At 52.5% G+C, this 22,142-nt stretch carries 16 protein-coding genes; 3 read left to right on the top strand and 13 right to left on the bottom strand.

Annotated features, from left to right (window positions below):
- Positions 1-217: 217 nt before the first annotated feature.
- From recQ to J3P35_RS13280, 12 genes are all read right to left on the bottom strand, one after another.
- The gene (gene recQ, locus J3P35_RS13225; RefSeq protein ID WP_210465055.1) at positions 218-2,350 is read right to left on the bottom strand and encodes a DNA helicase RecQ; all 2,133 of its coding nucleotides are present in this window, start codon (positions 2,348-2,350) and stop codon (positions 218-220) included.
- A 125-nt stretch (positions 2,351-2,475) separates the two neighbouring features.
- Complete coding sequence (locus J3P35_RS13230) at positions 2,476-2,808, bottom strand: phage holin family protein (RefSeq protein WP_210465056.1); 333 nt, start codon at positions 2,806-2,808, stop codon at positions 2,476-2,478.
- Positions 2,809-2,825: 17 nt separating this feature from the next.
- A complete protein-coding gene (locus tag J3P35_RS13235) occupies positions 2,826-3,917 on the bottom strand; it encodes an agmatinase family protein (protein WP_246850209.1) in 1,092 nt (363 codons plus the stop codon).
- A gap of 4 nt (positions 3,918-3,921) precedes the next feature.
- Positions 3,922-5,205, bottom strand: coding sequence for a polyamine aminopropyltransferase (speE, locus tag J3P35_RS13240; protein ID WP_210465057.1), 1,284 nt, complete (start codon positions 5,203-5,205; stop codon positions 3,922-3,924).
- A 195-nt stretch (positions 5,206-5,400) separates the two neighbouring features.
- Entirely contained in the window at positions 5,401-6,024 is a 624-nt protein-coding gene (locus tag J3P35_RS13245; protein ID WP_210465058.1) for a chemotaxis protein CheC, read from the bottom strand.
- Positions 6,025-6,059: 35 nt separating this feature from the next.
- On the bottom strand, positions 6,060-7,691 hold the full coding sequence (locus J3P35_RS13250) for a chemotaxis protein CheA (RefSeq protein WP_210465059.1): 1,632 nt from the start codon (positions 7,689-7,691) through the stop codon (positions 6,060-6,062).
- Positions 7,688-8,821 carry a chemotaxis protein CheB gene (locus J3P35_RS22215; RefSeq protein ID WP_210465060.1) on the bottom strand — a complete coding sequence of 378 codons (1,134 nt, stop codon included), beginning with the start codon at positions 8,819-8,821 and terminating at the stop codon, positions 7,688-7,690. The genes J3P35_RS13250 and J3P35_RS22215 overlap by 4 nt, the downstream gene beginning before the upstream one ends.
- Before the next feature lie 35 nt (positions 8,822-8,856).
- A complete protein-coding gene (locus J3P35_RS13260; protein WP_149091069.1) occupies positions 8,857-9,237 on the bottom strand; it encodes a response regulator in 381 nt (126 codons plus the stop codon).
- Between the two features lie 25 nt (positions 9,238-9,262).
- Positions 9,263-9,763 carry a chemotaxis protein CheW gene (locus J3P35_RS13265; RefSeq protein ID WP_210465061.1) on the bottom strand — a complete coding sequence of 167 codons (501 nt, stop codon included), beginning with the start codon at positions 9,761-9,763 and terminating at the stop codon, positions 9,263-9,265.
- Positions 9,763-14,631 carry a methyl-accepting chemotaxis protein gene (locus J3P35_RS13270; RefSeq protein ID WP_246850210.1) on the bottom strand — a complete coding sequence of 1,623 codons (4,869 nt, stop codon included), beginning with the start codon at positions 14,629-14,631 and terminating at the stop codon, positions 9,763-9,765. Before J3P35_RS13270 ends, J3P35_RS13265 begins: the two co-directional genes overlap by 1 nt.
- A gap of 149 nt (positions 14,632-14,780) precedes the next feature.
- Positions 14,781-15,530 (bottom strand): ParA family protein, encoded by a 750-nt coding sequence (locus J3P35_RS13275; RefSeq protein WP_210465062.1) that lies wholly within the window; start codon positions 15,528-15,530, stop codon positions 14,781-14,783.
- A 120-nt stretch (positions 15,531-15,650) separates the two neighbouring features.
- Positions 15,651-16,127, bottom strand: coding sequence for a SixA phosphatase family protein (locus J3P35_RS13280; RefSeq protein ID WP_210465063.1), 477 nt, complete (start codon positions 16,125-16,127; stop codon positions 15,651-15,653).
- 150 nt (positions 16,128-16,277) lie between these two features.
- On the opposite strand from J3P35_RS13280, the gene topA reads away from it, so the two are divergent.
- Together topA and J3P35_RS13290 are read left to right on the top strand one after the other, a co-directional pair.
- The gene (topA, locus tag J3P35_RS13285) at positions 16,278-18,725 is read left to right on the top strand and encodes a type I DNA topoisomerase (RefSeq protein ID WP_210465064.1); all 2,448 of its coding nucleotides are present in this window, start codon (positions 16,278-16,280) and stop codon (positions 18,723-18,725) included.
- Between the two features lie 147 nt (positions 18,726-18,872).
- Positions 18,873-19,562 (top strand): SIR2 family NAD-dependent protein deacylase, encoded by a 690-nt coding sequence (locus J3P35_RS13290; RefSeq protein WP_210465065.1) that lies wholly within the window; start codon positions 18,873-18,875, stop codon positions 19,560-19,562.
- Between the two features lie 129 nt (positions 19,563-19,691).
- Here the strand turns inward: J3P35_RS13290 and J3P35_RS13295 are convergent, their stop codons facing one another.
- A complete protein-coding gene (locus J3P35_RS13295; protein ID WP_210465066.1) occupies positions 19,692-20,768 on the bottom strand; it encodes an o-succinylbenzoate synthase in 1,077 nt (358 codons plus the stop codon).
- A gap of 77 nt (positions 20,769-20,845) precedes the next feature.
- Here J3P35_RS13295 and egtB point away from each other — a divergent pair, with 77 nt between their 5' ends.
- Positions 20,846-22,138: an ergothioneine biosynthesis protein EgtB gene (gene egtB, locus J3P35_RS13300; protein WP_210465067.1), complete on the top strand. Its 1,293-nt coding sequence runs from the start codon at positions 20,846-20,848 to the stop codon at positions 22,136-22,138.
- The last annotated feature ends 4 nt before the right edge of the window (positions 22,139-22,142 follow it).

The raw sequence follows: 22,142 nt of genomic DNA on the forward strand, positions 1-22,142 counted from the left end.
ATTTGGGAAGGTAGCGTAGTGCCCTTTCATCCTGCCGAATGACGTCGTAGCAGTGCTACGACGCTATATATTACCCTGTAGCGACGTTACACTGTAACGTCGTACGCATTCCGTCAGAACAGCAGCAAGGATTCTAATTCTGGCCTGTTTTCAGGAAAACAACCTTAAATCATAACTTTGGTTTTTTCCCTAAAAAGGAAAAAAATCTAGCTTTTAATCAGCTATCTTCTTTGTTGAACCGACCAATTCCGAGACGTATTTTCAGGTAATCAATTTCACCTTCCAGGTACTCAAAGATAGGTTTTAAGGCTGCGGTCTGCTTTGTCTGCAGGATGGCTTCGCGTACGCGGCTGTACTCCCAGTCAGAGAGGTATGGCTTCAGGTCTACGTCATAGCCCTGCTGGTAAAGCGTGGCCAGGTGCGAATACACCGTATTGATCTGCACCTGCCTTTGCTCGGAGATCTGCTCCGGCGTTTTGCCTTGCCGCAGCAGTTCATAGGTCACCAGGTGCGTGGTTCCTTTCAAACGGGCCTGCTGCTGCTCGGCCTGCTGGGCCAGGAAACTTAGAATGGCGTTGATGAAAATCTCGCCGTACTGCTCGTACTTGGCCTGCGCCACCCCTGAGATAGCCAGGAACGCCGGACGGTTGGTGGGCCGTTGCTCCACAATCTCCTGCAGGGTATTATCGGTGAAGACCACGTAAGGCGGAATGTTGCGTTCATTGGCCAGCTGTTTCCGGAGTTGCCGCAGGTGCTCAAACAAGGCCGTCTCTACCCCGCTCCTGGATTTCTTCTGGCGTTTCTCTTTCTCCTCTTTGGGCAGCGGCGCCTGGAATTTCACCAGTTCCACTTTTTTGCCCCTGAAAAGCACCTCCTGGCTCGCGTTGGTCAACTTCAAGGCGCCGTGCTCATCATAGGCTACCTCCAGGATTCCCTGATTGATCAATTGGTGGATGTAGCGCTGCCAGTCCTGCGAAGGTACATCGCGCCCCGCCCCGAAGGTTTTGAGCTGGTCATAGCCTCTGGTCAACGTAAGCTGGTTGCGGGAACCCCGTAGAATGTCCACCACCTGCGCCGAGGCCACCGTCTCTTTGGTTCTGGCTACCGCCGATAGAATCTTCTGGGCCAGTTCGGTGCCGTTGAACGAAGTGGGCGGGTTGTCGCAGATGTCGCAGTTGCCGCAGTCCTTGGAATACTCCTCGCCAAAATAGTGCATCAGCGTCTTGCGGCGGCAACTGGTGCTTTCCGCGAACTGCTGCATCCGGTCCAGCTTGGCCAAAGACAAAGCCTGCTCTTTGCTGCTCTCGCCCTGGGTCACAATATCACGCAGGGTCATGACATCCGCCAGGCTGTAGAACAACAGGGCTTCGGCGGGGGCACCGTCGCGGCCACCGCGGCCTATTTCCTGGTAGTAGCTCTCCAGGTTCTTGGGCAGGTTGTAGTGGATTACCCAGCGCACGTTGGACTTGTCAATCCCCATCCCGAAGGCAATGGTGGCGCACATGATCTGGATGTTGTCCTGCAGGAATTTCTCCTGCACGTTTTCCCGGTCGCGGGCCGAGAGGCCGGCGTGGTAATAATCTGCGTTGTAGCCTTTCTCCTTCAGTTTGGCCGCCAAAGACTCGGTGGCTTTCCGGGAAAGGCAATAGATAATGCCCGGCTGAAAAGGCCGCTCCTCCAGAAAATCAAGGATGGCTTCCATGCGTTTCTGGCCGGGCTGCACCTGCAGGTAGATGTTGGGCCGGTCAAAGGAGGAGATGAAAACCTTGGGGTCCTGCAGGTACAGCTGCGTGAGGATGTCGCGTTGGGTCAGGCGGTCCGCGGTGGCAGTGAGGGCAATGATGGGCACCTCGGGGAACTGCAGTTTCAGGTTCTTCAGCTGCAGGTACTCCGGTCGGAAATCATGGCCCCAGGCCGAGATACAGTGCGCCTCGTCAATGGCAAACAGGTTGATTTGCAACCGCTTCAGAAAAGAAAAGAACCCAGCGGAAAGGAGTTTCTCCGGGGAAACGTAGAGCATTTTCAGGCGGCCGTCAAAGCACTGCTGCTCAATAAGCTGCTGCTCTTTGGCTGATTGGGAACTGTTCAGGTATCCGGCATTCACGCCGTTGCCCAGCAAAGCCTCCACCTGGTCTTTCATGAGAGCAATCAACGGAGACACCACCACACTGAGGCCAGGCATAACCAGCCCCGGTACCTGGTAGCAGACCGATTTACCCCCGCCCGTGGGCATGAGCACTACCGTGTCCCGCTTCTCCAGTACATTGGTGACGATATCCTCTTGTCCCGGTCTGAACTGATCATAGCCAAAATATAGCTTCAGCGCTTCCCGTGCTTCCCTTACTCCCATTTTCTAATTGTTTTGACAAAAATAAGGCAAAAACGCCTCTTTTCCTTCGGCACCCGGGTCAATAAACAGAAATAGCCCGGAAAAACTCCCGGACTATCTAAATTCATTAGCAAAAAGGATGCAGCCTACAAGATGGCGTCTATAATGGCGGTGACAATGGAAAGCACCAGACTAAACAGAATAGCCGTGATGATGCCGTTGATGTCAAACCCGGTGAGCAGGTAATCTGCCAGGTAAATGATGATGGCGTTGATCACCAGCAGGAACAGGCCCAGCGTTATGAACGTGATGGGAATGGTGAGGAACACCAGAATAGGCCGCACCACGGCGTTCAGGATGGCTAGTACCAGAGCCAGCAGTATGGCGCTGGTGATACCGTCAATCGTCACGCCCGGGAAAAACTGGGCCAGCACCAGGGCCACAATGCCCGTGATGATAATCTTGAGGATGAATCCCATAGTTTTAGGTGGTTCGTTTATAAGGAAGCTTCTAATCTTTTCTGAGATACGGCCATCCAGTTGCAGAGTTTGTAAAGCAGGCGCGCGCCTACGTTCCCGTTCCACTCACTGTCACCGGGGGCTACTTCACACAGATCAAACCCTATGATCTCACGGCCGGATTTCACCAGAGCCTTGATCAGGTAGACCGCTTCCTCAAACTCAAACCCGCCGGGAACCGGGGTACCGGTGCCGGGGCACAGCTTAGGGTCCAGCCCGTCAATGTCAAAGCTGATGTACACCTTCTGCGGCAGCTGCGCGATGATTTTCTTGCACTGCTTGCGCCAGGAGTTGCCTTCGTACATCTTGCTTTTGATCTTGCTGTCATAGAAGGTGGTGATGCGTCCGTTGCTTTGGTCCACCAGTTCGGCCTCGGCCTGGCACAGGTCCCTAATGCCTACCTGCACCAGTTTTTTCACCTGCGGCAGTTTCAGGGCATTGAACATGATAGAGGCGTGCGAGTAGGTGAATCCTTCGTAGGCATCGCGCAGGTCGGCGTGGGCGTCTACTTGAAGAATGCCGTATTCTTCGTGCTTTTCAGCCAAAGCATGCATAAAACCCAGCGGAGTGCTGTGGTCTCCGCCCAGAACTCCCACCAGTTTGTTTTGCTCCAGCAAGGCCAGAGTTTCTTTTTTGGACCATTGCAACAAGTCCTGGCCCCGGCGGTTCACTTCCTCAATGGTGGCTTCATGGATAGCCGCATCACCTTTGCTGCCGTTCTCCAGGAACTCAATGTACGCCTCAGTTTTCTCACGCAAGCGCTGGCTTTCCTGGGCCCAATCCTCAGGCACGGCCGGCATATGGATGCCCAGGTGCCAGGCGTTGGGTAACTCGGGGTCAAACAGGTCCAGTTGCGGGGAGGCATCGCGCACGGCAGCCGGACCTTCGGCGGTACCGGCGTTGTAGGACACGGTCACTTCCCACGGAATGGGGAAAATCACTACCTCAGATTCTTCTTCGGTGAACGGAAGCCCGAAAAGGCCGCTGCCAACTTCCCCTACGCCATTCTGGTCAAAAGCGGAAATCTTCTTGTGTTTGGAATCACACATGGTGGGCATGTTCATGCTCATAGTACTAGGCTTTAGAGGAAAGTAAATCTTTTACGAAATTAGGTAAGGCAAACGCCGCCAAATGGATGTCTTCATTGTAATAGCGTAGCCCCTGCTCTCTGGAGAAGGCGGCCGCAACCTCCTGGTTGAATTTCTTAGGGTGTACGCTGCCCTTTGAGCTGAACGAGAAGCTCCAGGTGCCGGTGGGGTACGTAGGGATGGCGGCCAGGTAACAGTGCACGTTGTCCTGCCCGAAGATGCCTTTGTAGGTATCATAGATCTCCACGAATACCTCGGTGTTGAACCTAGGCGACTCGCTTTGGGTAATCATCACGCCCTCAGAGGTGAGGCAGCGGTACACCTGGCTGTAGAATTCGGCGGTGAAGAGTCCTTCTCCTGGACCAACCGGATCAGCGGAGTCCACTATAATCAGGTCAAAAGCAGCATCAGCACAATCTTGGATGTATTTGATGCCATCTTCCACCAGCAGTTTCAACCTTGGATGACCAAAAGCACTGGCTGTTTCAGGCAGGTGCAGTTTGCAGGCCTCAATCACCAATTCGTCAATCTCCACCAGCACCACTTCCTGAATGCTGTCATGGCGCAGCAACTCCCGCACGGTACCACCGTCACCGCCCCCGATCACCAGGGCGCGTTTCACGTTCCCGTGGCTCAGGACCGGCACGTGGGTGATCATCTCATGGTACACGTACTCGTCTTTCTGGGTGCACATGACCATGCCGTCCAGTGTGAGCATATTGCCGTAGGCCAGCGTCTCAAACACCTCCACTTTCTGGTATGGCGATTGTTTCTTGTAGAGCTGGGTGCCGGAGTGTTTTAAGGAAAGGGCGATGTTCTCGTCACGCTCGGTGAACCAGACATCGCGGGTGATGCGCGGAATAGTAGCAACCGGCTGACCGGAGTCGCGGGCCTCCACGTTGAAGTCGGTGCGCTTCAGCAGGCTTTGCTGTCCCCGCAAACATTCCATGGAGGAGCCGTGGCTGGCCTCAAATGCTTCAATAAGGTAGTTATAGGATACCCAGGGATCCACTGAGTCACCGCAGGTGAAAAGGTCCACGGCGGCGTACCCGTACTCGGGCCAGGTATGGATGGCAAGGTGGCTTTCTTGGATCACCACTACCCCGGAGACGCCATAGGGAGAAAAATGGTGGAACGTGCTGTTGATGACGGTGGCCCCGGCGGTTTCGGCGGCCGCCACCATGCTGTTTTCAATATGCACCACATCGTTCATCAACTCCGGCGAGCAGTTGTAAAACTCCACCAGGATATGTCTTCCTAAAGCATCCATAAGCGATTATCTAAGTCTGTTATTTGTTCAGACGCGCAAAACAACAAAAAAGATACTGGATTGGAAAGCTTGCAGGCTCTTCCGTTTAGCGGCTGGTTTTCTGAAAACAACCTTTAAAAGGAACTAAAAGCCTTTGTATAAGCGAATGAGCCGCACGGGGCGGCTCATTCGCTTAGGGGAAAAAGATGGTATGGTTTACTTCGTGAGGAAGTTATAGGAACGAATAATCTCCAGGATCTTGATAAAAGTATTGGTATCAAAGAACAGGAGCAGCGGCAACTCCACCATCTGGGTATTGTTTGTAAACTGAGTGATTACAGTGAACACCAGGGGCTGAAACAGAGGATGATCGGTGAAAATACCTTTCAGTGACTCCGCAATGTCATGCTTGGGCGCTACCGGCGGCGAGCCGTAAATGTTGGATTTGAGGATGTTCGCCAGCTGGGTCACCAAGGCACCGGTGATAATGTTACTCACCTCCAGGAGCAAAGATTCCTGCATCTCGGTGAGCGGGTCGCTTCCCTTCACCGTGAGGCCCAGGCATACTTTAGAGAGTTGCTCCACGTGCAGCTCAGAGAACAGCATAAGGGTAGAGCCATTGAGCTCCCCTTTGATATCTGACTGAATAATGGTATGCGAGTTCTCATAGGCCCGTACAATCTTCAGAAGCTCTTCTGCCTCCATCAACTGTAGGTCTGGCACTTTCAACAAAACCCGGTCCTTTGCGATCACCGCAAAAGAATCCGCTGCCCTGGCCAGGCCTATGTTCAGGATTTCTTTGATAATATCCCGCTCTAGTTCATTTACTTGAAGCTCCATGAATCAGGCTATAAAATGTTGTTACCCATTGGCTGTTACCTCCTGGCAATAAAATAGCGCGTAATGGCGGCCACATCCAGGACCAGGCAAACCTTGCCCGATCCTAAAAGGGTTACCCCCGCGTAAATCTCAATAGTATTGACCGGTTTGCTCAAAGCCTTGATCACGATGTCCTGCTGCCGCAGCAGCTTGTCTACAATCAGGCCAAGTTTCCGGTTGTTGTACGTCACAATGATGATGTTCTGCGCATCACCATCCAATTGGTTTTTCTTTACGCTGTACTGGGTGATGTCATTGTTGAACAACTCCCGCAAAGAGACAATGGTAATGGTCTCCCCGTTGATGTCGGCCACCAGCAACTCCCCCACCTCATGCAGCTCGCTGGTGGGCAGTGCCACCACTGAGTCTGTGTGCATAAGCGGAATAGCGTAAAAATTCTCCTCCACCTGGCAAAGCAATGCGCCTTTCACCGCAATAGAGGTAGGCAAAAACAGCGTGAACGTGGTGCCTTCCCCTTTCTTGGAATCCACCTTGATTCTGCCGCCAATGGAATCAATGGCGTTTTTCACCACATCAAGACCTACGCCCCGACCAGAAACCTCGGTCACTTCCTTCGCCAGGGAGAAACCCGGCTCAAAAAGGTACGAGAGCACTTCGGTGTCGCGCAGGTCCTCGGCGGCATCAGCAGACAGGAAGCCCCGCTGCACAATGGCCCGCCTTACTTCCTGCTGGTCAATGCCTTTTCCGTCATCAATCAGTTTCAAAATCACCGTGTCGCGGTCATTCTGCGCCGAAAGCGTGACGTTACCCTGTGGCGTTTTCTTGGCCTTTTTCCGAATATCGGCCTTTTCTATCCCGTGCGAAATGGCGTTCCGCATGAGGTGCAAAAGCGAATCGGTGATGATCTGCAGGATGTTCCGGTCAATCTGGATGTCAGACCCTGAAATCTCCAGGTTAATCTCCTTTTTCTCAGCCACCGCAATATCACGCACAATACGGGGGAACTTATTGAACAGGGAGCCCACATTTACCAGGCGGGCATCCATGACGCTGTATTGTAGTTCCTCGGTAATGCGGTACAGGTGCGCGCTTACGCTTTTAAGGTCATCGTGGTCCAGTTCTTTACTGATGGAAAAGATCCGGTCCCGGTCAATGATCAACTCGCCCACCAGGTTCAACAGATGATCCAGCTTCTTGATCTGGATGTAAATGAGGTCTGAGAGCGAAAGGTTTTTAGACGTATAGTATTTCTGAACCTTTGACAGCTCAGACGTATTCTCCCCCTGCGAATTGATGATGATGTCCAAGTTCCGGAGCAAAGCAGGGCTTGGCTCCACTTCCTTAGTACCATCAATATTGGTGATCATCTCCCCCAACAGGTCAATGCCGTCAAAAAGCACGGTCACTACCTCATCGCTGAAAATCAGCTCTTTGTTACGGATGAGCCCAAAAGCCGTCTCCAGTTTATGGGAAATATCAGCTATGGTTTCATAACCAATGGCTTTGGCGTTGGCCTTGAGGTTATGCAGTAACCTGAACACCTCTGCCAGTAATTGTTCGTCTTCCGGGCTTTTCTCCAGATCACTGATGTGCCGGTTCAGCGCATCATAATACTCGAGAGCCTCGGCTATAAATATCTCTTTATATTCCTGATCTCTCGACTTCATCCTACCAATTTCTGTTGAAGCACGTGGCTCATACTACGGTTTGCGACAAACCGGCTAATAATGGAATTTATCTGCCCTAAGGGGAAAACTCCACTTACCACCCCACTTTCAATAGCCGATTTGGCCATCCCGAAAATGGTGGAGGTTTCTTCGTTCTGGGCAATCACGATACCGCCCCTGTCCACTATCTCGCGGGCACCCATGGTACCATCCTGCCCCATACCGGTCATGATGATGCCCAGCACCTGCGTTTGGGCACTCTGCGCCGCAGAATGCATTAAAATATCCACGGAGGGTGAGTCCATGGCGGCGGAAGGCTCCAGCTCCAGAAAATACTGGTTGGGCTGCAGAGACCTGCTTTTTACCCGCATGTTCTGTCCGCCCGGGGCAATCACCACTGTACCGGCGGAGAGTGGCATTCCTTCGTACCCTTCCTCTACCCGCCAGTGGGTGAGCCTTTGCAAGCGCCGGGCCAGGCGTCTCGTGAATCTTTCCGGCATGTGCACCGCCACCAGTACCACGGCTGGTTGTTGAACATCCAAATCCCTGATCAGGTACTCAATGGCCGCAGACCCTCCGGTAGAAGCCCCTATCACCACCATGGCAAGCGGCGATTTAACGGGCGGCGCCATCTTCACCAAAAGGTGGTTATTTCTCTGCCTCAACTCCACTGCCTCTTTCCACTTAGTCTGCACTGAAGCGGGTGAACTGGTGAAATCCTGCCCTAACAATTCACGCAGCTTGGCCATGAGGCCTTCTTTTGCCTTTTCCCTTGCGGATACCTGGGTACCCTCAGAGGCTTTTACCTGCTTGCCATTGATATCACAGCTGGTGGATATAGTATAGGTGTGCTCGGCCAGTTGCTGGGAAACCATGAGAAGCAGCGAGAATTTTTCGCCATAAACGGGTTTGAAAAAAGGTACCCGTCCGCTCATGGTTAGTCCGTAATGCGTAACAATCAAGTCCGGCTTATACGTGAAGGCCTTGTGCAGCAACTCCTCCTGAGAACGGGCAGTATCCACCACCTCCAGCCGGGGCTCGGCATCAATCATGCCGGAAAGCACCAGTCTTGAACGGACGGATGAATCCCCAATTAGAACTCTGATTTTAGAAGGTTGTGTTTGCTGCACGGGAAGAGACGTGGCGGAATGATGTAAATTATTGATTAGTCTTCTTTGAAAGCATTGTTCAACGCTTCCAGGACTTTGTCCTCAGAGAATGGCTTAATGATGTAATGAAGCGCCCCGTATTCAGCGGCTTCGTTCATGATAACTTCCTGGCCTACGGCACTCACAATTACCACTTTCATGTCTGGGTTGTCCTGCTTAATGCCTTTCAACACATCAAGGCCAGTGTTGTCTGGCAAGATCACATCCAGGGTAACCAGGTCCGGAATTTTTTCTTTGGCCAGCTGAAGGGCGGTCTTGCCGTCTGGGGCTTCTCCTACCACATCATAGCCAGCATCCAGCAGCATGTTTTTCAACATAGTGCGCATGTAGAAGGAATCATCTACAATCAATATTCTTTTTTTATCCGTGATTTCCATAAGTAATGAGGTCAAAAAGTAAGCACTATGATTTCAATTGTAACACCTCATCTGAGGTCAGGATCTTGAAGATGTCCAGCACAATAATGAGCCGGTCTTCATGCTTCCCAATGCCTTCAATGAAGTTTTCATTGATGTTGATGTCCTGGATAAACGAGGGCGCTTTGTCTATGTTGGAAACCGGCAAAGTCAGGGACTGCGGTACCTCATACACAATAAAGCCCATGGTATAGTCTTTGGCCTCCATCACCAGGGTGTAGGAATGCGTAGGAATTTCCCCGGAAGGGCGCTCAATTCTAAAGCGCTCTTCCAGGTTCATGATGGCTATGATATCACCCCTGATATTAGAAACTCCTTTGATAAAGGATGGGGTTTTGGGCATACGGGTAATTTCCGGAGTAATGGTTACTTCCTTTACCTGGTCAATCCGTACCCCGTACTCCTCATTGCCTAACTTAAAGACAATCAGGTGCACCCTCTCCTCTGCTACTTTATCCTTTTTATCTCTGATGTTCTGAGATTCCATTAGTCAAGATCTCTGTTTTTAAGCGACTTCTTGCCACCTATTTTTTTGTCAAAATCAACGTCGTTTGCGTCATCACCGGTAAAAGAGCGCTTACGGGCAGCTGGTACCGCCGATAATTTGCGCGTATTCCGGTTAGGGAAAACGAGGTTGCCATTTACAAGTTTGAAGGCAGAGATACTGATCTGCAGGTCATCAGCGATGTCATTCAGACGCTGGCTGGAAGAAGTCAGCTCTTGCATGGACGCCGACAATTGCTTAGCGGTTCCTGCTACCTGCTGGGTACCGGAGGCCGTCTGTTCCGCAATGGCTACCACCTCTTCCACGTATTTCACTACGTCTCCAATGGAGGTTTTCTGCACTTCTGTAGACACCAGAATGTCCTGGGCACTGCGCAGTGTCTCACCGCTGGAAGTCGCAATGTTTTTAAAGGCGCCGGATGCTTCAAACGTGGCATTCTTTCCTTTCAATACCCGGCCTTCCATGGTTGCGATAGCGGCGGCGGCGGAAGATGTATCTTTCTTCACATCGTCTACCAGGGTGCTAATCTCACTCGCTGATTTACGGGAGCCTTCGGCCAGTTTCCGGATTTCCTCGGCTACTACCGCGAAACCACGTCCTGCCTCACCTGCTCTGGCCGCCTCAATGGCCGCGTTCAAGGCCAGCAAGTTGGTCTGAGCCGCAATATCTGTGATTACGCCCAGTGATTTGGAGATTTCCTGGCTGCGGGTACTCAATACTTCAATGGTTTTGGCAGTCAGGGCAGCGGAAGAAGAAATCTCCTCCATGTTACGCACCACCTCGGCCACTGTTTTCAGACCCAGCTGGGAAGTTTCCTCACCCATCACCGCTGAACGGTTCACCACATCGGCTTTGTTAGCAGTTTCTTTCGTTGCCTTCATGATTTCCTCAATCAGTTTGAAGGCCTGGTCTGTTTTCAAGGCTTGGTTCTGCGCACCTTCCGCCATTTGTTGCATGGCCAAGGCTACGTCTACCGTTACCCGGTTCATCTCCAATCCTTTGGCCGCCATCTCTTCAGAAGACGAACCCACAATGAGAGAAGAATCATTGATCTCGCCTAACAGGGCATTCAGGTTGTCAACCGCCAAATTCAAGGCGTTAGACATGGCCAGAATATCACCAGCGGTATGGATCTCCACTTTTTGGGTTAAATCACCCTCAGAGATAGACCGTACCACACGTGACACTTCCAGAACCGGCGTTACAATAGACTCTAACAGGTCATTCAAAGTATCTACCAGTTCTTTCCAGCTACCAGATACACCATGTACCGTGGCACGCTCGGTCAGTTTACCTTCCACACCAGCTACTCTGGCCACCCGGCTTACTTCACCCGCTAAGCGGTTAAGGTCTTCCACCATGCTGTTGATGGTGTCTGCCAAATCTGCCAATTCGCCTTTAGCTTCCAGGGTAAGTTTCTGGGTTAGGTCACCTTTTGATACCGCGGTTACTACTTTCACGATCCCACGTACCTGAGTTGTCAGGTTAGAAGCCATGGTGTTCACGTTATCGGTAAGGTCTTTCCAAACCCCGGCCACATTCGGCACGGAAGCCTGGCCACCCAACTTACCTTCGGTACCTACCTCAAGCGCCACCCGAGTTACCTCACCGGCAAAGATGTTAAGAGAGTCCACCATCTGGTTCAGGTTGTCCTTCAACTCGGCTAACTCACCACGCACACCCACAGTTACTTTCTGGGTCAGATCCCCTTTCGCTACCGCGGTCGCCACATTGGCGATGTCGCGTACTTGTAGCGTCAGGTTAGACGCCATGGTGTTCACGTTTTCAGTAAGGCCTTTCCAAACCCCACCTACGTTAGGTACCGTTGCCTGGCCACCCAATTTACCTTCGGTACCTACCTCAAGCGCCACGCGGGTTACCTCACCCGCAAAGATGTTGAGGGAGTCCACCATCTGGTTCAATATATCTTTCAGTTGAAGGATTTCACCTTTCACATTTACCGTCATTTTTTGGCTGAGGTCACCCTTCGCTACCGCTGTCGCTACGTTGGCGATGTCACGCACCTGAGAGGTCAGGTTGGAGGCCATCGAGTTCACGTTATCGGTCAGCATCTTCCAGGTTCCTGCCACGTTTGGCACAGCCGCTTGTCCGCCCAGTTTACCTTCCGTACCCACTTCCAAGGCTACCCGGGTTACCTCACCGGCGAAGATGTTCAAAGAGTCCACCATCTGGTTGAGGATGTTCTTCAGCTCTAACAACTCACCTTTTACATCTACCGTGATTTTCTGGGTCAGATCCCCTTTCGCTACGGCGGTTGCCACGTTGGCAATGTCACGTACCTGAAGCGTCAGGTTGGAGGCCATGGAGTTCACGTTATCGGTCAACTCTTTCCAGGTACCGCGTACTTTCGGCACTGAAGCCTGACCACCCAGTTTACCTTCGGTTCCTACCTCTCTTGCCACACGGGTTACTTCGTCGGCGAAGATGTTGAGGGAATCCACCATCTGGTTCAGGTTGTTTTTGAGTTCAAGCAGCTCGCCTTTCACGTCAACTGTGATCTTCTGGCTCAAATCTCCTCTTGCTACCGCTGTAGCTACGTTGGCGATGTCACGTACCTGCGAGGTAAGGTTACCCGCCATGTAGTTCACGTTATCGGTAAGGTCTTTCCAAACCCCACCCACGTTAGGCACATTGGCCTGGCCACCAAGGATACCCTCAGTACCTACTTCTCTTGCCACCCGGGTTACCTCACCGGCAAAGATGTTCAGGGAGTCCACCATCTGGTTCAGGTTGTCCTTCAACTGGAGGAGCTCGCCTTTCACGTCAACCGTGATTTTCTGGCTCAGGTCACCACGCGCCACCGCTGTGGCCACGTTGGCAATATCACGTACCTGCAGCGTCAGGTTAGACGCCATGGAGTTTACGTTATCTGTAAGCGCTTTCCAGGTACCGGCTACGTTAGGTACTGCGGCTTGTCCACCCAGTTTACCCTCGGTTCCCACCTCACGGGCTACCCTGGTTACCTCACCAGCAAAGATGTTCAGGGAATCCACCATCTGGTTCAAGTTGTCCTTCAACTGGAGGAGCTCGCCTTTCACGTCAACGGTGATTTTCTGGCTTAGGTCACCTTTCGCTACTGCGGTTGCTACGTTGGCGATGTCCCGCACTTGCAGCGTCAGGTTAGATGCCATGGAGTTTACGTTATCTGTAAGCGCTTTCCAGGTACCGGCTACGTTAGGTACTGCGGCTTGTCCACCCAGTTTACCCTCGGTACCCACTTCAAGCGCCACACGGGTTACCTCACCGGCAAAAATGTTGAGGGAGTCCACCATCTGGTTCAGGTTGTCCTTCAGCTCGGCTAACTCGCCTTTTACCCCAACGGTGATTTTCTGGCTCAAATCTCCCCTCGCTACCGCGGTCGCCACGTTGGCGATGTCACGTACCTGCAGGGTAAGGTTGGAGGCCATGTAGTTCACGTTGTCAGTCAGTTCTTTCCAAACGCCGGCAACTTTTGGCACATTGGCCTGGCCACCCAAGATACCTTCGGTTCCTACCTCTCTTGCCACACGGGTTACCTCGCCAGCGAAGATGTTGAGGGAGTCCACCATCTGGTTCAGGTTGTCCTTCAGCTCGGCCAACTCGCCTTTCACGTTTACCGTGATCTTCTGAGTAAGGTCACCTTTCGCCACCGCGGTTGCTACGTTGGCAATGTCACGGAGCTGGGAGGTAAGGTTGCTGGCCATGGTGTTCACGTTGTCTGTGAGGTCTTTCCAAACCCCGCCTACGTTAGGCACTTTGGCCTGTCCACCTAATTTTCCTTCGGTACCCACTTCACGGGCTACCCGAGTTACCTCGTCCCCGAAGATGTTTAAAGAGTCCACCATTTGGTTGATGTTCTCTTTCAATTGGAGCATTTCCCCTTTCAGGTCCACTGTTACTTTCTGGTCCAGGTTACCCTGGGCCACCGCCGTAGTTACCTTCGCGATGTCCCGTACCTGAAGGGTCAGGTTAGACGCCATCGCGTTCACATTATCAGTGAGTTCTTTCCAGATACCGGCTACGTTTGGCACGGAGGCCTGTCCACCCAGTTTCCCTTCGGTACCTACCTCAAGGGCCACCCGGGTTACCTCACCGGCAAATAGGTTCAGGTTGTCAATGGTACGGTTGATGGTTTCGGCCATGACCTTGAAGTCACCGGACACTGGAATCTGGAACGTCTCGTCCAGGTTACCCCGCGAGATGTTCTTCAGTACCTTACCTACCTCCAATACCGGAACGGCGATGGAGTCTACCAGGCCGTTGATGTTATTGATCATGTCTTTCCAGAAACCGGAGGCGCTCTCAGCAGAGGCACGGGCTTTGAGGTTACCCTCCACCCCGGCTACTTTAGAGATACGTGACACCTCACCACCTACCCCACCAATCATCTCCACCATGGAGTTGTAGGCTTCGGCTATCTCTGAAAAGATATCGTTATTCTGTTTTGTAAGGCGCACCGAAACGTCTCCTTTTTTAAAGGCGTCAAGGGCATAGAGCACGCGGTTAAGCTGCTCATTAATATAGTCTGAATCCTGGGTCTGGGTAGACTGGCGCGGCGAATTGCTTTTCCGGGCCTGGTCTGTTGCTCCCACATCCGGCAGATTTTTATCTGATCTATCTGTTTTCTCCAATGTTTTTCCTCCTGCACGGGCTTTAGCAACTGTGGATTTCCCATTTTCCACGGCCAAAGGGAAGTCCGCCACCGGGGTGGTTTGTTCCTGTATAGGCGTTTCCTCAGGCCGCTCTGGCACCGGGGCTACTGCCGGCTCACTGGCAACGGCATCCATTGGTGTGTCAGCAGTTGTCTCGGCCTCCGTCTTCCCAATCAGTTTATCCTTGTTGAGTTTCAAGTTTTTACCTAAAGCCATCTTATAATGTATTGAAGAGCGTTTTTATCTTCTGTGGCAAAAAAGTTTGCCGGTCTGTTTATTTCTGATGTCCACTAACTCAGACATCCTCGCAATTTACAAAAAATACAAGACTTCTGAAAATGCCCTGCCTATGGAATAGTGACAAATTCCTTGGCCAATCCCAAATAATCCTTAGCCCCGTAGGATGATGCATCGTAATCTATCACACTCTGCCCAAATGAGGGCGCCTCGGCCAGTTTCACATTCAGCCTGATGCGTTGCTGGAAAATGTATTCATCCACGTTCTCCTTCAGGTAATCCTCAATCTCGGTGCTCAGTTTGCGGCGTTTGTCATACATGACTACCACAATGCCCTTCACCTTCAGTTTGGGGTTCAGGGTCTTTTTGATCTGTTGCACCGTGTTCAGGATCTGCCCCAATCCTTGCAGGGTGAGCACCTCCATCTGCAGGGGAATCAGCACTTCGCGGGAGGCTGCCAGGGCGTTCACCGTTAGCAGCGACAAAGAGGGCGGGCAGTCAATAAGGATGTAATCATAGCCTTTCACCTCTTTTAATAAATGCTGCAAAAAACGTTCCCGTTCCTCATGGTTCACCAGGGAGATCTCCACATCCACTAACTCATTGGAGCCCGGAGCCACAAAAAGGCCGTTCTTTTCCTGGATACAGTTGGTCAGTTTATCCTTACCGGTGAAAACATCCGCGAGGGTGCAGGACGGCTCTGTAATTCCTAATGAATATGAGAGGTTAGCTTGGGGATCAAGATCGATTAACAACACGCGTTTACCCAGTTTTTGCAGGGCGCTTCCCAGGTTGATTGTAGTGGTGGTTTTACCCGTCCCCCCTTTTTGGTTGATGACCGATACGATAGTTGCTGCCATAGGTTACAGAAAAAAGAAAAAATATTTCTTGGTGTGGTGCGAGCCGCTAAACTACAAATAATTATAAGCCTATTCTGCTGTTTCTGGCTCCTTTTCAGGAAAAAAGGCCCTAAAGCCAGTTTACTCGCGGTACACCGCCTGTAACTTGCAGGTACCCGCCCGCAAGTTTTCCCAGGAATACCCGTTGAACTGTAAATGCGCAATGGAGGCCGGGCTAAAAGACACTTCCTCATGGGCCAGTTGCGAGGCGAAAAAAGAAACGGTAGGGTTATGCCCCAATAAAAGCAGGGTATCCACCTCATCGTCCACGCCGTGCACCAGATCCAGCAGGTCGCGCTCAGAACCGTAATAGATCACGCGCTCCATCTGCACGGGCACTTTCTGCCCCAGGCTTTCCAAAAGATTCTCAAGCGTCAACTGGGTCCTGAGGGAGCTGCTGCACAGGATCAATTCCGGCACCAGGCCCTGCTGTTTAAGCCAAAGGCCCGCCTCACCGGCCTGCCGCTGACCAAATAAGGTGATTTCCCGGTCAAAGTCTGATTGCTCAACCGCTTTGTCTGCCGCAGTGGCATGCCGCATTAATAGGAGATTCTTCATGCGATAAGTATACTTAAAAACTTTTTTACCCCCCTAAGGTATATTCTTTTACCTCATGGGAACAATCGGCATAAAGATAGTGGTTGGATTGTCTCAAAAAATTACTACATCTTTGAAAAAATTTTGGGCACTGCTTTGCTCTATTCCCATATGATAAAAAACTTAGTGATTGTGGAGTCGCCGGCTAAGGCCAAGACCATTGAAGGGTACCTGGGGAAGGATTTTATTGTAAAATCCAGCTTCGGGCACGTGCGCGACCTCCCCAAAGACAATAACGCCATTGACATCCAGAACGGCTTCAAGCCCACCTACGTGGTCAGCCCCGATAAAAAGGAAGTGATCGCGCAGTTGAAAAAACTAGCGAAGGAGGCCGAGACGGTGTGGTTAGCATCCGATGAGGACCGCGAGGGAGAAGCTATTTCCTGGCACTTGTCTGAAGCCCTGAACCTCAATGAGGCCAAGACGCGCCGCATTGTGTTCCGGGAAATCACCAAGAACGCCATTCTGAACGCCATTGAGAACCCACGCTCCATTGACACCAACCTGGTGAATGCCCAGCAGGCCCGCCGCGTGCTGGACCGCCTGGTGGGTTTTGAGTTAAGCCCGGTGCTCTGGAAGAAAATAAAGACCGGCCTTTCTGCTGGGCGTGTGCAGTCGGTGGCTGTGCGTGTGGTAGTGGAGCGCGAACGCGAGATTGAGCGCCATAAAGCGGTCTCTGCCTACAAGGTGGTGGCCCAGTTTGACGCAGGTGGCAAACGCATGGAGGCGGAACTGAATACTCGTTTCAAAACCCAGGCCGAGGCGGAGGATTTCCTCAAGCGTTGCATTGGCGCTTCTTACTCTATTGAGAGTCTTGAGAAAAAGCCTACTAAACGCAGTCCCGCGCCACCGTTTACCACCTCTACCCTGCAGCAGGAGGCTAGCCGCAAGCTGTCATTCTCCGTGGCCCAGACCATGACGGTGGCCCAGCGCCTCTACGAGGCAGGTAAGATCTCCTACATGCGTACCGACTCAGTGAACCTGTCGCAGGATGCCATCAACGCAGCCGCGGCGGAGATTTCGCGCTCTTTTGGCGAAAACTACGTGAAAACGCGCCAGTACAAGACCAAATCGAAATCTGCGCAAGAGGCCCACGAATCCATTAGGCCCACGGACTTTGCCGCCATCCAGGTGAGCTCTGACCGAAACGAGCAGCGCTTGTATGATCTGATCCGAAAGCGCGCCATTGCCTCGCAGATGGCCGATGCCGAGATTGAGAAAACCACTGCTACCATCAACATCAGCGGACAGCCAGAGAAATTAGTAGCTACCGGCGAAGTAATCCGCTTTGAGGGTTTCCTGAAAGTGTACACCGAGTCTACCGACGATGACGACGTAGCCGATGATGACGTGAAAGGCATGCTGCCGCCGTTGGCCGAGGGGCAAGCCCTGAACCTGCAGCGCCTGCAGGCCACGGAGCGTTTCAGCCGTCCGGTTCCCCGTTACACCGAGGCCAGCCTGGTGAAGAAACTGGAGGAGATGGGCATCGGGCGCCCGTCTACCTACGCGCCTACCATCTCCACTATCCAGAAGCGCGGCTACGTGGAAAAAGACAATCGCGAAGGAAAAGAAAGAGCCTATAACGTGCTCACCCTGGAGAACGGCCAGATCTCTACCCAGAAGAAAACCGAGATGGCCGGTGCTGAGAAAGCCAAACTTTTCCCCACCGACATCGCCATGGTGGTGACCGACTTTCTGGTATCCCATTTCGAGAGCGTGATTGACTATTCTTTCACCGCCCGCGTAGAAGAAGAATTTGATGAGATTGCCGCCGGTAAAAAGCAGTGGGACAAGATGCTGGATAACTTCTACTCAAGTTTCCATCAAACCATTGAAACCAGTGCCAACGTGGAGCGCTCCACTGTGAGCGGCGCCCGTGAACTGGGAGTGGACCCTGTCTCAGGCATGAAGGTGATTGCTAAGTTAGGTCGCTTTGGACCGTACGTGCAGCTAGGTGAGGAAGTGGAAGGTACCGATGCAAAACCCGTGTACGCCAGCCTGCGCAAAGGGACCTTTATTGAGTCTATCACCCTGGAGCAAGCCTTGGAATTGTTCAAGCTGCCGCGCGTGGTAGGTGAGTTTGAAGGCAAGGACATGAAAGCCGCCATCGGGAGGTTTGGACCTTACATCCAGCACAACAGCAAGTTCTACTCACTGCCCAAAGACCTGGATCCGCTGCTGGTGACCGAGTCTGAGGCAGTCGCGTTGATTGAAGCCAAGCGCAAATCTGATGCCGAGAAGATGATCAAGACGTTCCCGGAGAACCCTGAGGTAACGGTGCTGAACGGCCGTTTTGGGCCTTACATCTGCGTGGGCAAGAAGAACGTGAAAATTCCCAAAGGTCAGGAGCCTTCTGAGTTGACCCTGCAGCAATGCCTGGAACTGGCCGAAGCTACTCCGGATAAACCAGCGCGGGGCGGATTCAAGAAGAAAGCGGCCCCGGCCGCCGATGCTACCGCCGCTAAAAAGACGGCGGCTAAGAAGCCGGCCGCCAAAAAAGCCACTGGTACCAAAGGAACAACCACCAAGAAAGCCGCTCCCAAAAAGAAAGCGGAGTAAAAGTAGAACACCGGAAAAAGCCTGACAGAATAAATGGACTGGGCCCCGTTTTGGGTTTGTTTTTAAAGAAACAGGCCTAAAGCGGGGCTCCTCTTTTTCAAAGTTTTCCGTATTTTAGGCTTGTGGCACTTTTTACCAGCGGTTAATATGAAACAGAAAATTGTGGTATTGACCGGCGCCGGCATCAGCGCCGAAAGTGGTTTAGCGACTTTCCGGGACGCCAACGGGCTCTGGGAAGGACATGACGTGATGGAAGTGGCTTCGCCGGAAGGTTGGCGGAAAAACCCCAAACTAGTGCTGGACTTCTACAACCTGCGCCGGAAGAGCGCTTTGGACGTGGAACCCAACGCAGCCCACAAAGCCCTAGTAGACTTGGAGCAGAAATATGACGTGCAGATTATTACCCAGAACGTGGATGACCTGCACGAGCGCGCCGGCTCTTCCAATATCCTGCACCTGCACGGCAAATTGTTTGAAAGCCGCAGTACCAAAGACGAGAACCTGGTTTACCCCATGACGGGCTGGGAACTGAACCTGGGTGATCTCTGCGAAAAAGGATCCCAGCTGCGGCCCAACATTGTCTGGTTTGGGGAGGCTGTGCCGCTCATAGAAAAGGCCGCCGAGGAAACCATGCACGCAGATTATCTGCTCATCATAGGCACTTCGCTGCAGGTATATCCCGCCGCCGGGTTGATTTCGTACGCCCCGCATGATACTCCCATCTACCTCATTGACCCCAATACCCCACCTATCTCGCATCGCCGCAACTTCACCATCATCCAGGAGAAAGCTACTGTGGGCGTACCTAAATTGGTCAAGAAACTGCTTGGAGAATAAGGCGCGTTTTGACCTTATTTTGAAGGAATTGCCCTAAAAAAGCACTCACTCACTCACTCACTCACTCACTCACTCACTCACTCACTCACTCACTCACTCACTCACTCACTCACTCACTCACTCACTCACTCACTTCGGGAATTCCCAGGTTTTCTCCGGGTTATACCAGAGTTCCTCTCCCCTGATCTCCAGTGGCGAGGCGAAGTTGTTGTGGTAAAGCTGGCCGGTTCCCAGGCCCTGCGGCAATGTGTTATTTAGGTCAGAGGCGAACTGGGCAATGGCGTTCAGCCCGATGTTTGATTCCAGCGCCGAGGTAAGCCACCAGTCAATGCCTAAGGAGGTAGCTACCTGAATCCATTCGCGGCTACTCACTAAACCGCCCACCAGCGTGGGCTTGATGATAATGTACTGGGGCCTGATCAGGTTGAGCAGGTTCCATTTGTTTTCCTCGCCGGAGATGCCAATCAGTTCCTCGTCCAAGGCAATGGGAAATGGCGACACTTCGCACAGCAGCTTCATCTCCTCCAACTGGCCTGCCTTGATGGGTTGCTCCAGCGAGTGAATGTGGAAAGCGGCCAGGTCCCGAAGCTTTTCCTCGGCATTGGCGGGCGAGAAAGCGCCGTTGGCATCCAGGCGCAATTCCAGGTCATTGGGCCCGGCTATGCTTCTTATTTCTTTCAGGATCTTTAATTCCTGGGCAAAGTCTAAGCCTCCAATTTTCAGTTTAAGGCACTTGAAGCCCTGGGCCATCTTTTTCTCAATCTGCTCCCGCATAAACGCCAGATCACCCATCCATATGAGTCCGTTTATTCTTATGCCTTTCTCAGACCGGGAGAACGGGGTGTTGTACAGCATCCGTTTGGCGCCGCGCAGGTAGTCAACCCAAGCCGTCTCTGCGGCAAAGCAGATAGAGGGCCAGGCGCCGAGGGTTTGCCAAAAAGCCAGAGACTCTTCCGTTTCAGGTGCCTCCAGTTGCAGGTCGTTGTACTTCTGGCAGATGCGTTCCAGCAACTTGTGGAAGGTAGGAGAATAATCGGGGCTGAGGCCTGGTAGCGGGGAGCATTCACCCCAGCCCTGCACCTGGGGTGCATCAGTGTGGTGCACCCGTATGTAATGCGCCAGGTGGGTTTGCATGGCGCCGCGCGAGGTGCGGGCATCAAACTTAAAGGACAGTTCCCGTAAAAACGGAGTTAAAACAAAAGGCATATACTTTTTATCTCGCAGGTGAAGGTACAACCTTTCGGTTTATTTTTAGTTTAGTAGGGGTAAATACGATAATTCCCATGGCTTCCTCCACACTTAACGGCGTCACTGATTTGCTGATCCGTTACCGGGCGATCCGGCAGCAGACCGAAAACATTTGCGCTCCCCTCACCCCCGAGGATACCGTGATGCAACCCATGGCCGATGTGAGTCCGCCTAAGTGGCACCTGGGGCACACCACCTGGTTTTTTGAGACGTTTATCCTGCTTCCAAACCTACCAGGGTACCGAGCCTTCCATCCGCAGTACGCCTTCTTTTTCAATTCCTACTATAACAGCATGGGCAGCCGCATCGCGCGCTCAGACCGGGGCACTTTGTCGCGGCCGCCGCTGAAGGACATCTACGCTTACCGCCGGCACGTGGATGCAGAAATGGAAAAGGTGTTATGGAACGAGGAGCTTTTGCAAAACGCGCAATTAGCCGCGGTGATGGAACTGGGCCTACAGCACGAGCAACAACACCAGGAACTGCTTCTCACTGATATCAAATACATCCTGAGCTGCAACCCGCTGCTACCCGCCTATCAATCCAAAGCTGAAACCGTTTTGGGCTCCTTTTTCTCAAAGAAGCCCCAAAACGAGTGGAGCACCGTACCGGCTGGCCTCTACACCATCGGGTACCAGGGCAATGGCTTTTGCTTTGACAATGAACAGCAGCCGCACCAGGTCTACCTCGCCGAGTTCCATGCCCGCCGAATCTTGGTTACCAATGCCGAGTACCTCGCTTTTATGGAAGCCGGCGGCTACACCGAATTTTCTTACTGGCTGGACGAAGGCTGGCAACTCTGTCAGCTGCAGAGATGGCAAGCGCCTTTGTATTGGACAAAGCAAGATGGGGAATGGTATCATTTCACCTTGCACGGTTTGGAGAAAGTTGACCCTGAGGCCCCCGTCACGCACATCAGCTTTTACGAAGCCCTGGCCTACGCGAACTGGAGCGGGCACCGGCTCCTTACCGAGTTTGAGTGGGAGGCGCTGGCACAGCTCCATGCCAATCCATTAAAGGAAGGCAATTTTATGGAAACCGGCTTGTACCATCCGGTGCCGGGCAACTTCCCTGAGGATTCTGAACAGGCAGCGCAACTCCTGGGAAATACTTGGGAATGGACTTACAGCGGCTATTTTCCGTATCCGGGGTTTGTGACGGCGCCTGGCGCCATTGGCGAGTACAACGGCAAATTCATGGTGAACCAGATGGTCCTGCGCGGCGGCTCATGCGCCACGCCACAAAGCCATATCAGGCCCACCTACCGTAACTTTTTCCACGCCGATAAGCGCTGGCAGTTCACCGGCATCAGGCTGGCCAAAAGATAAACTA

This window comes from Rufibacter roseolus, assembly GCF_017916365.1.
In the GTDB taxonomy this organism is placed as follows: domain Bacteria; phylum Bacteroidota; class Bacteroidia; order Cytophagales; family Hymenobacteraceae; genus Nibribacter; species Nibribacter roseolus.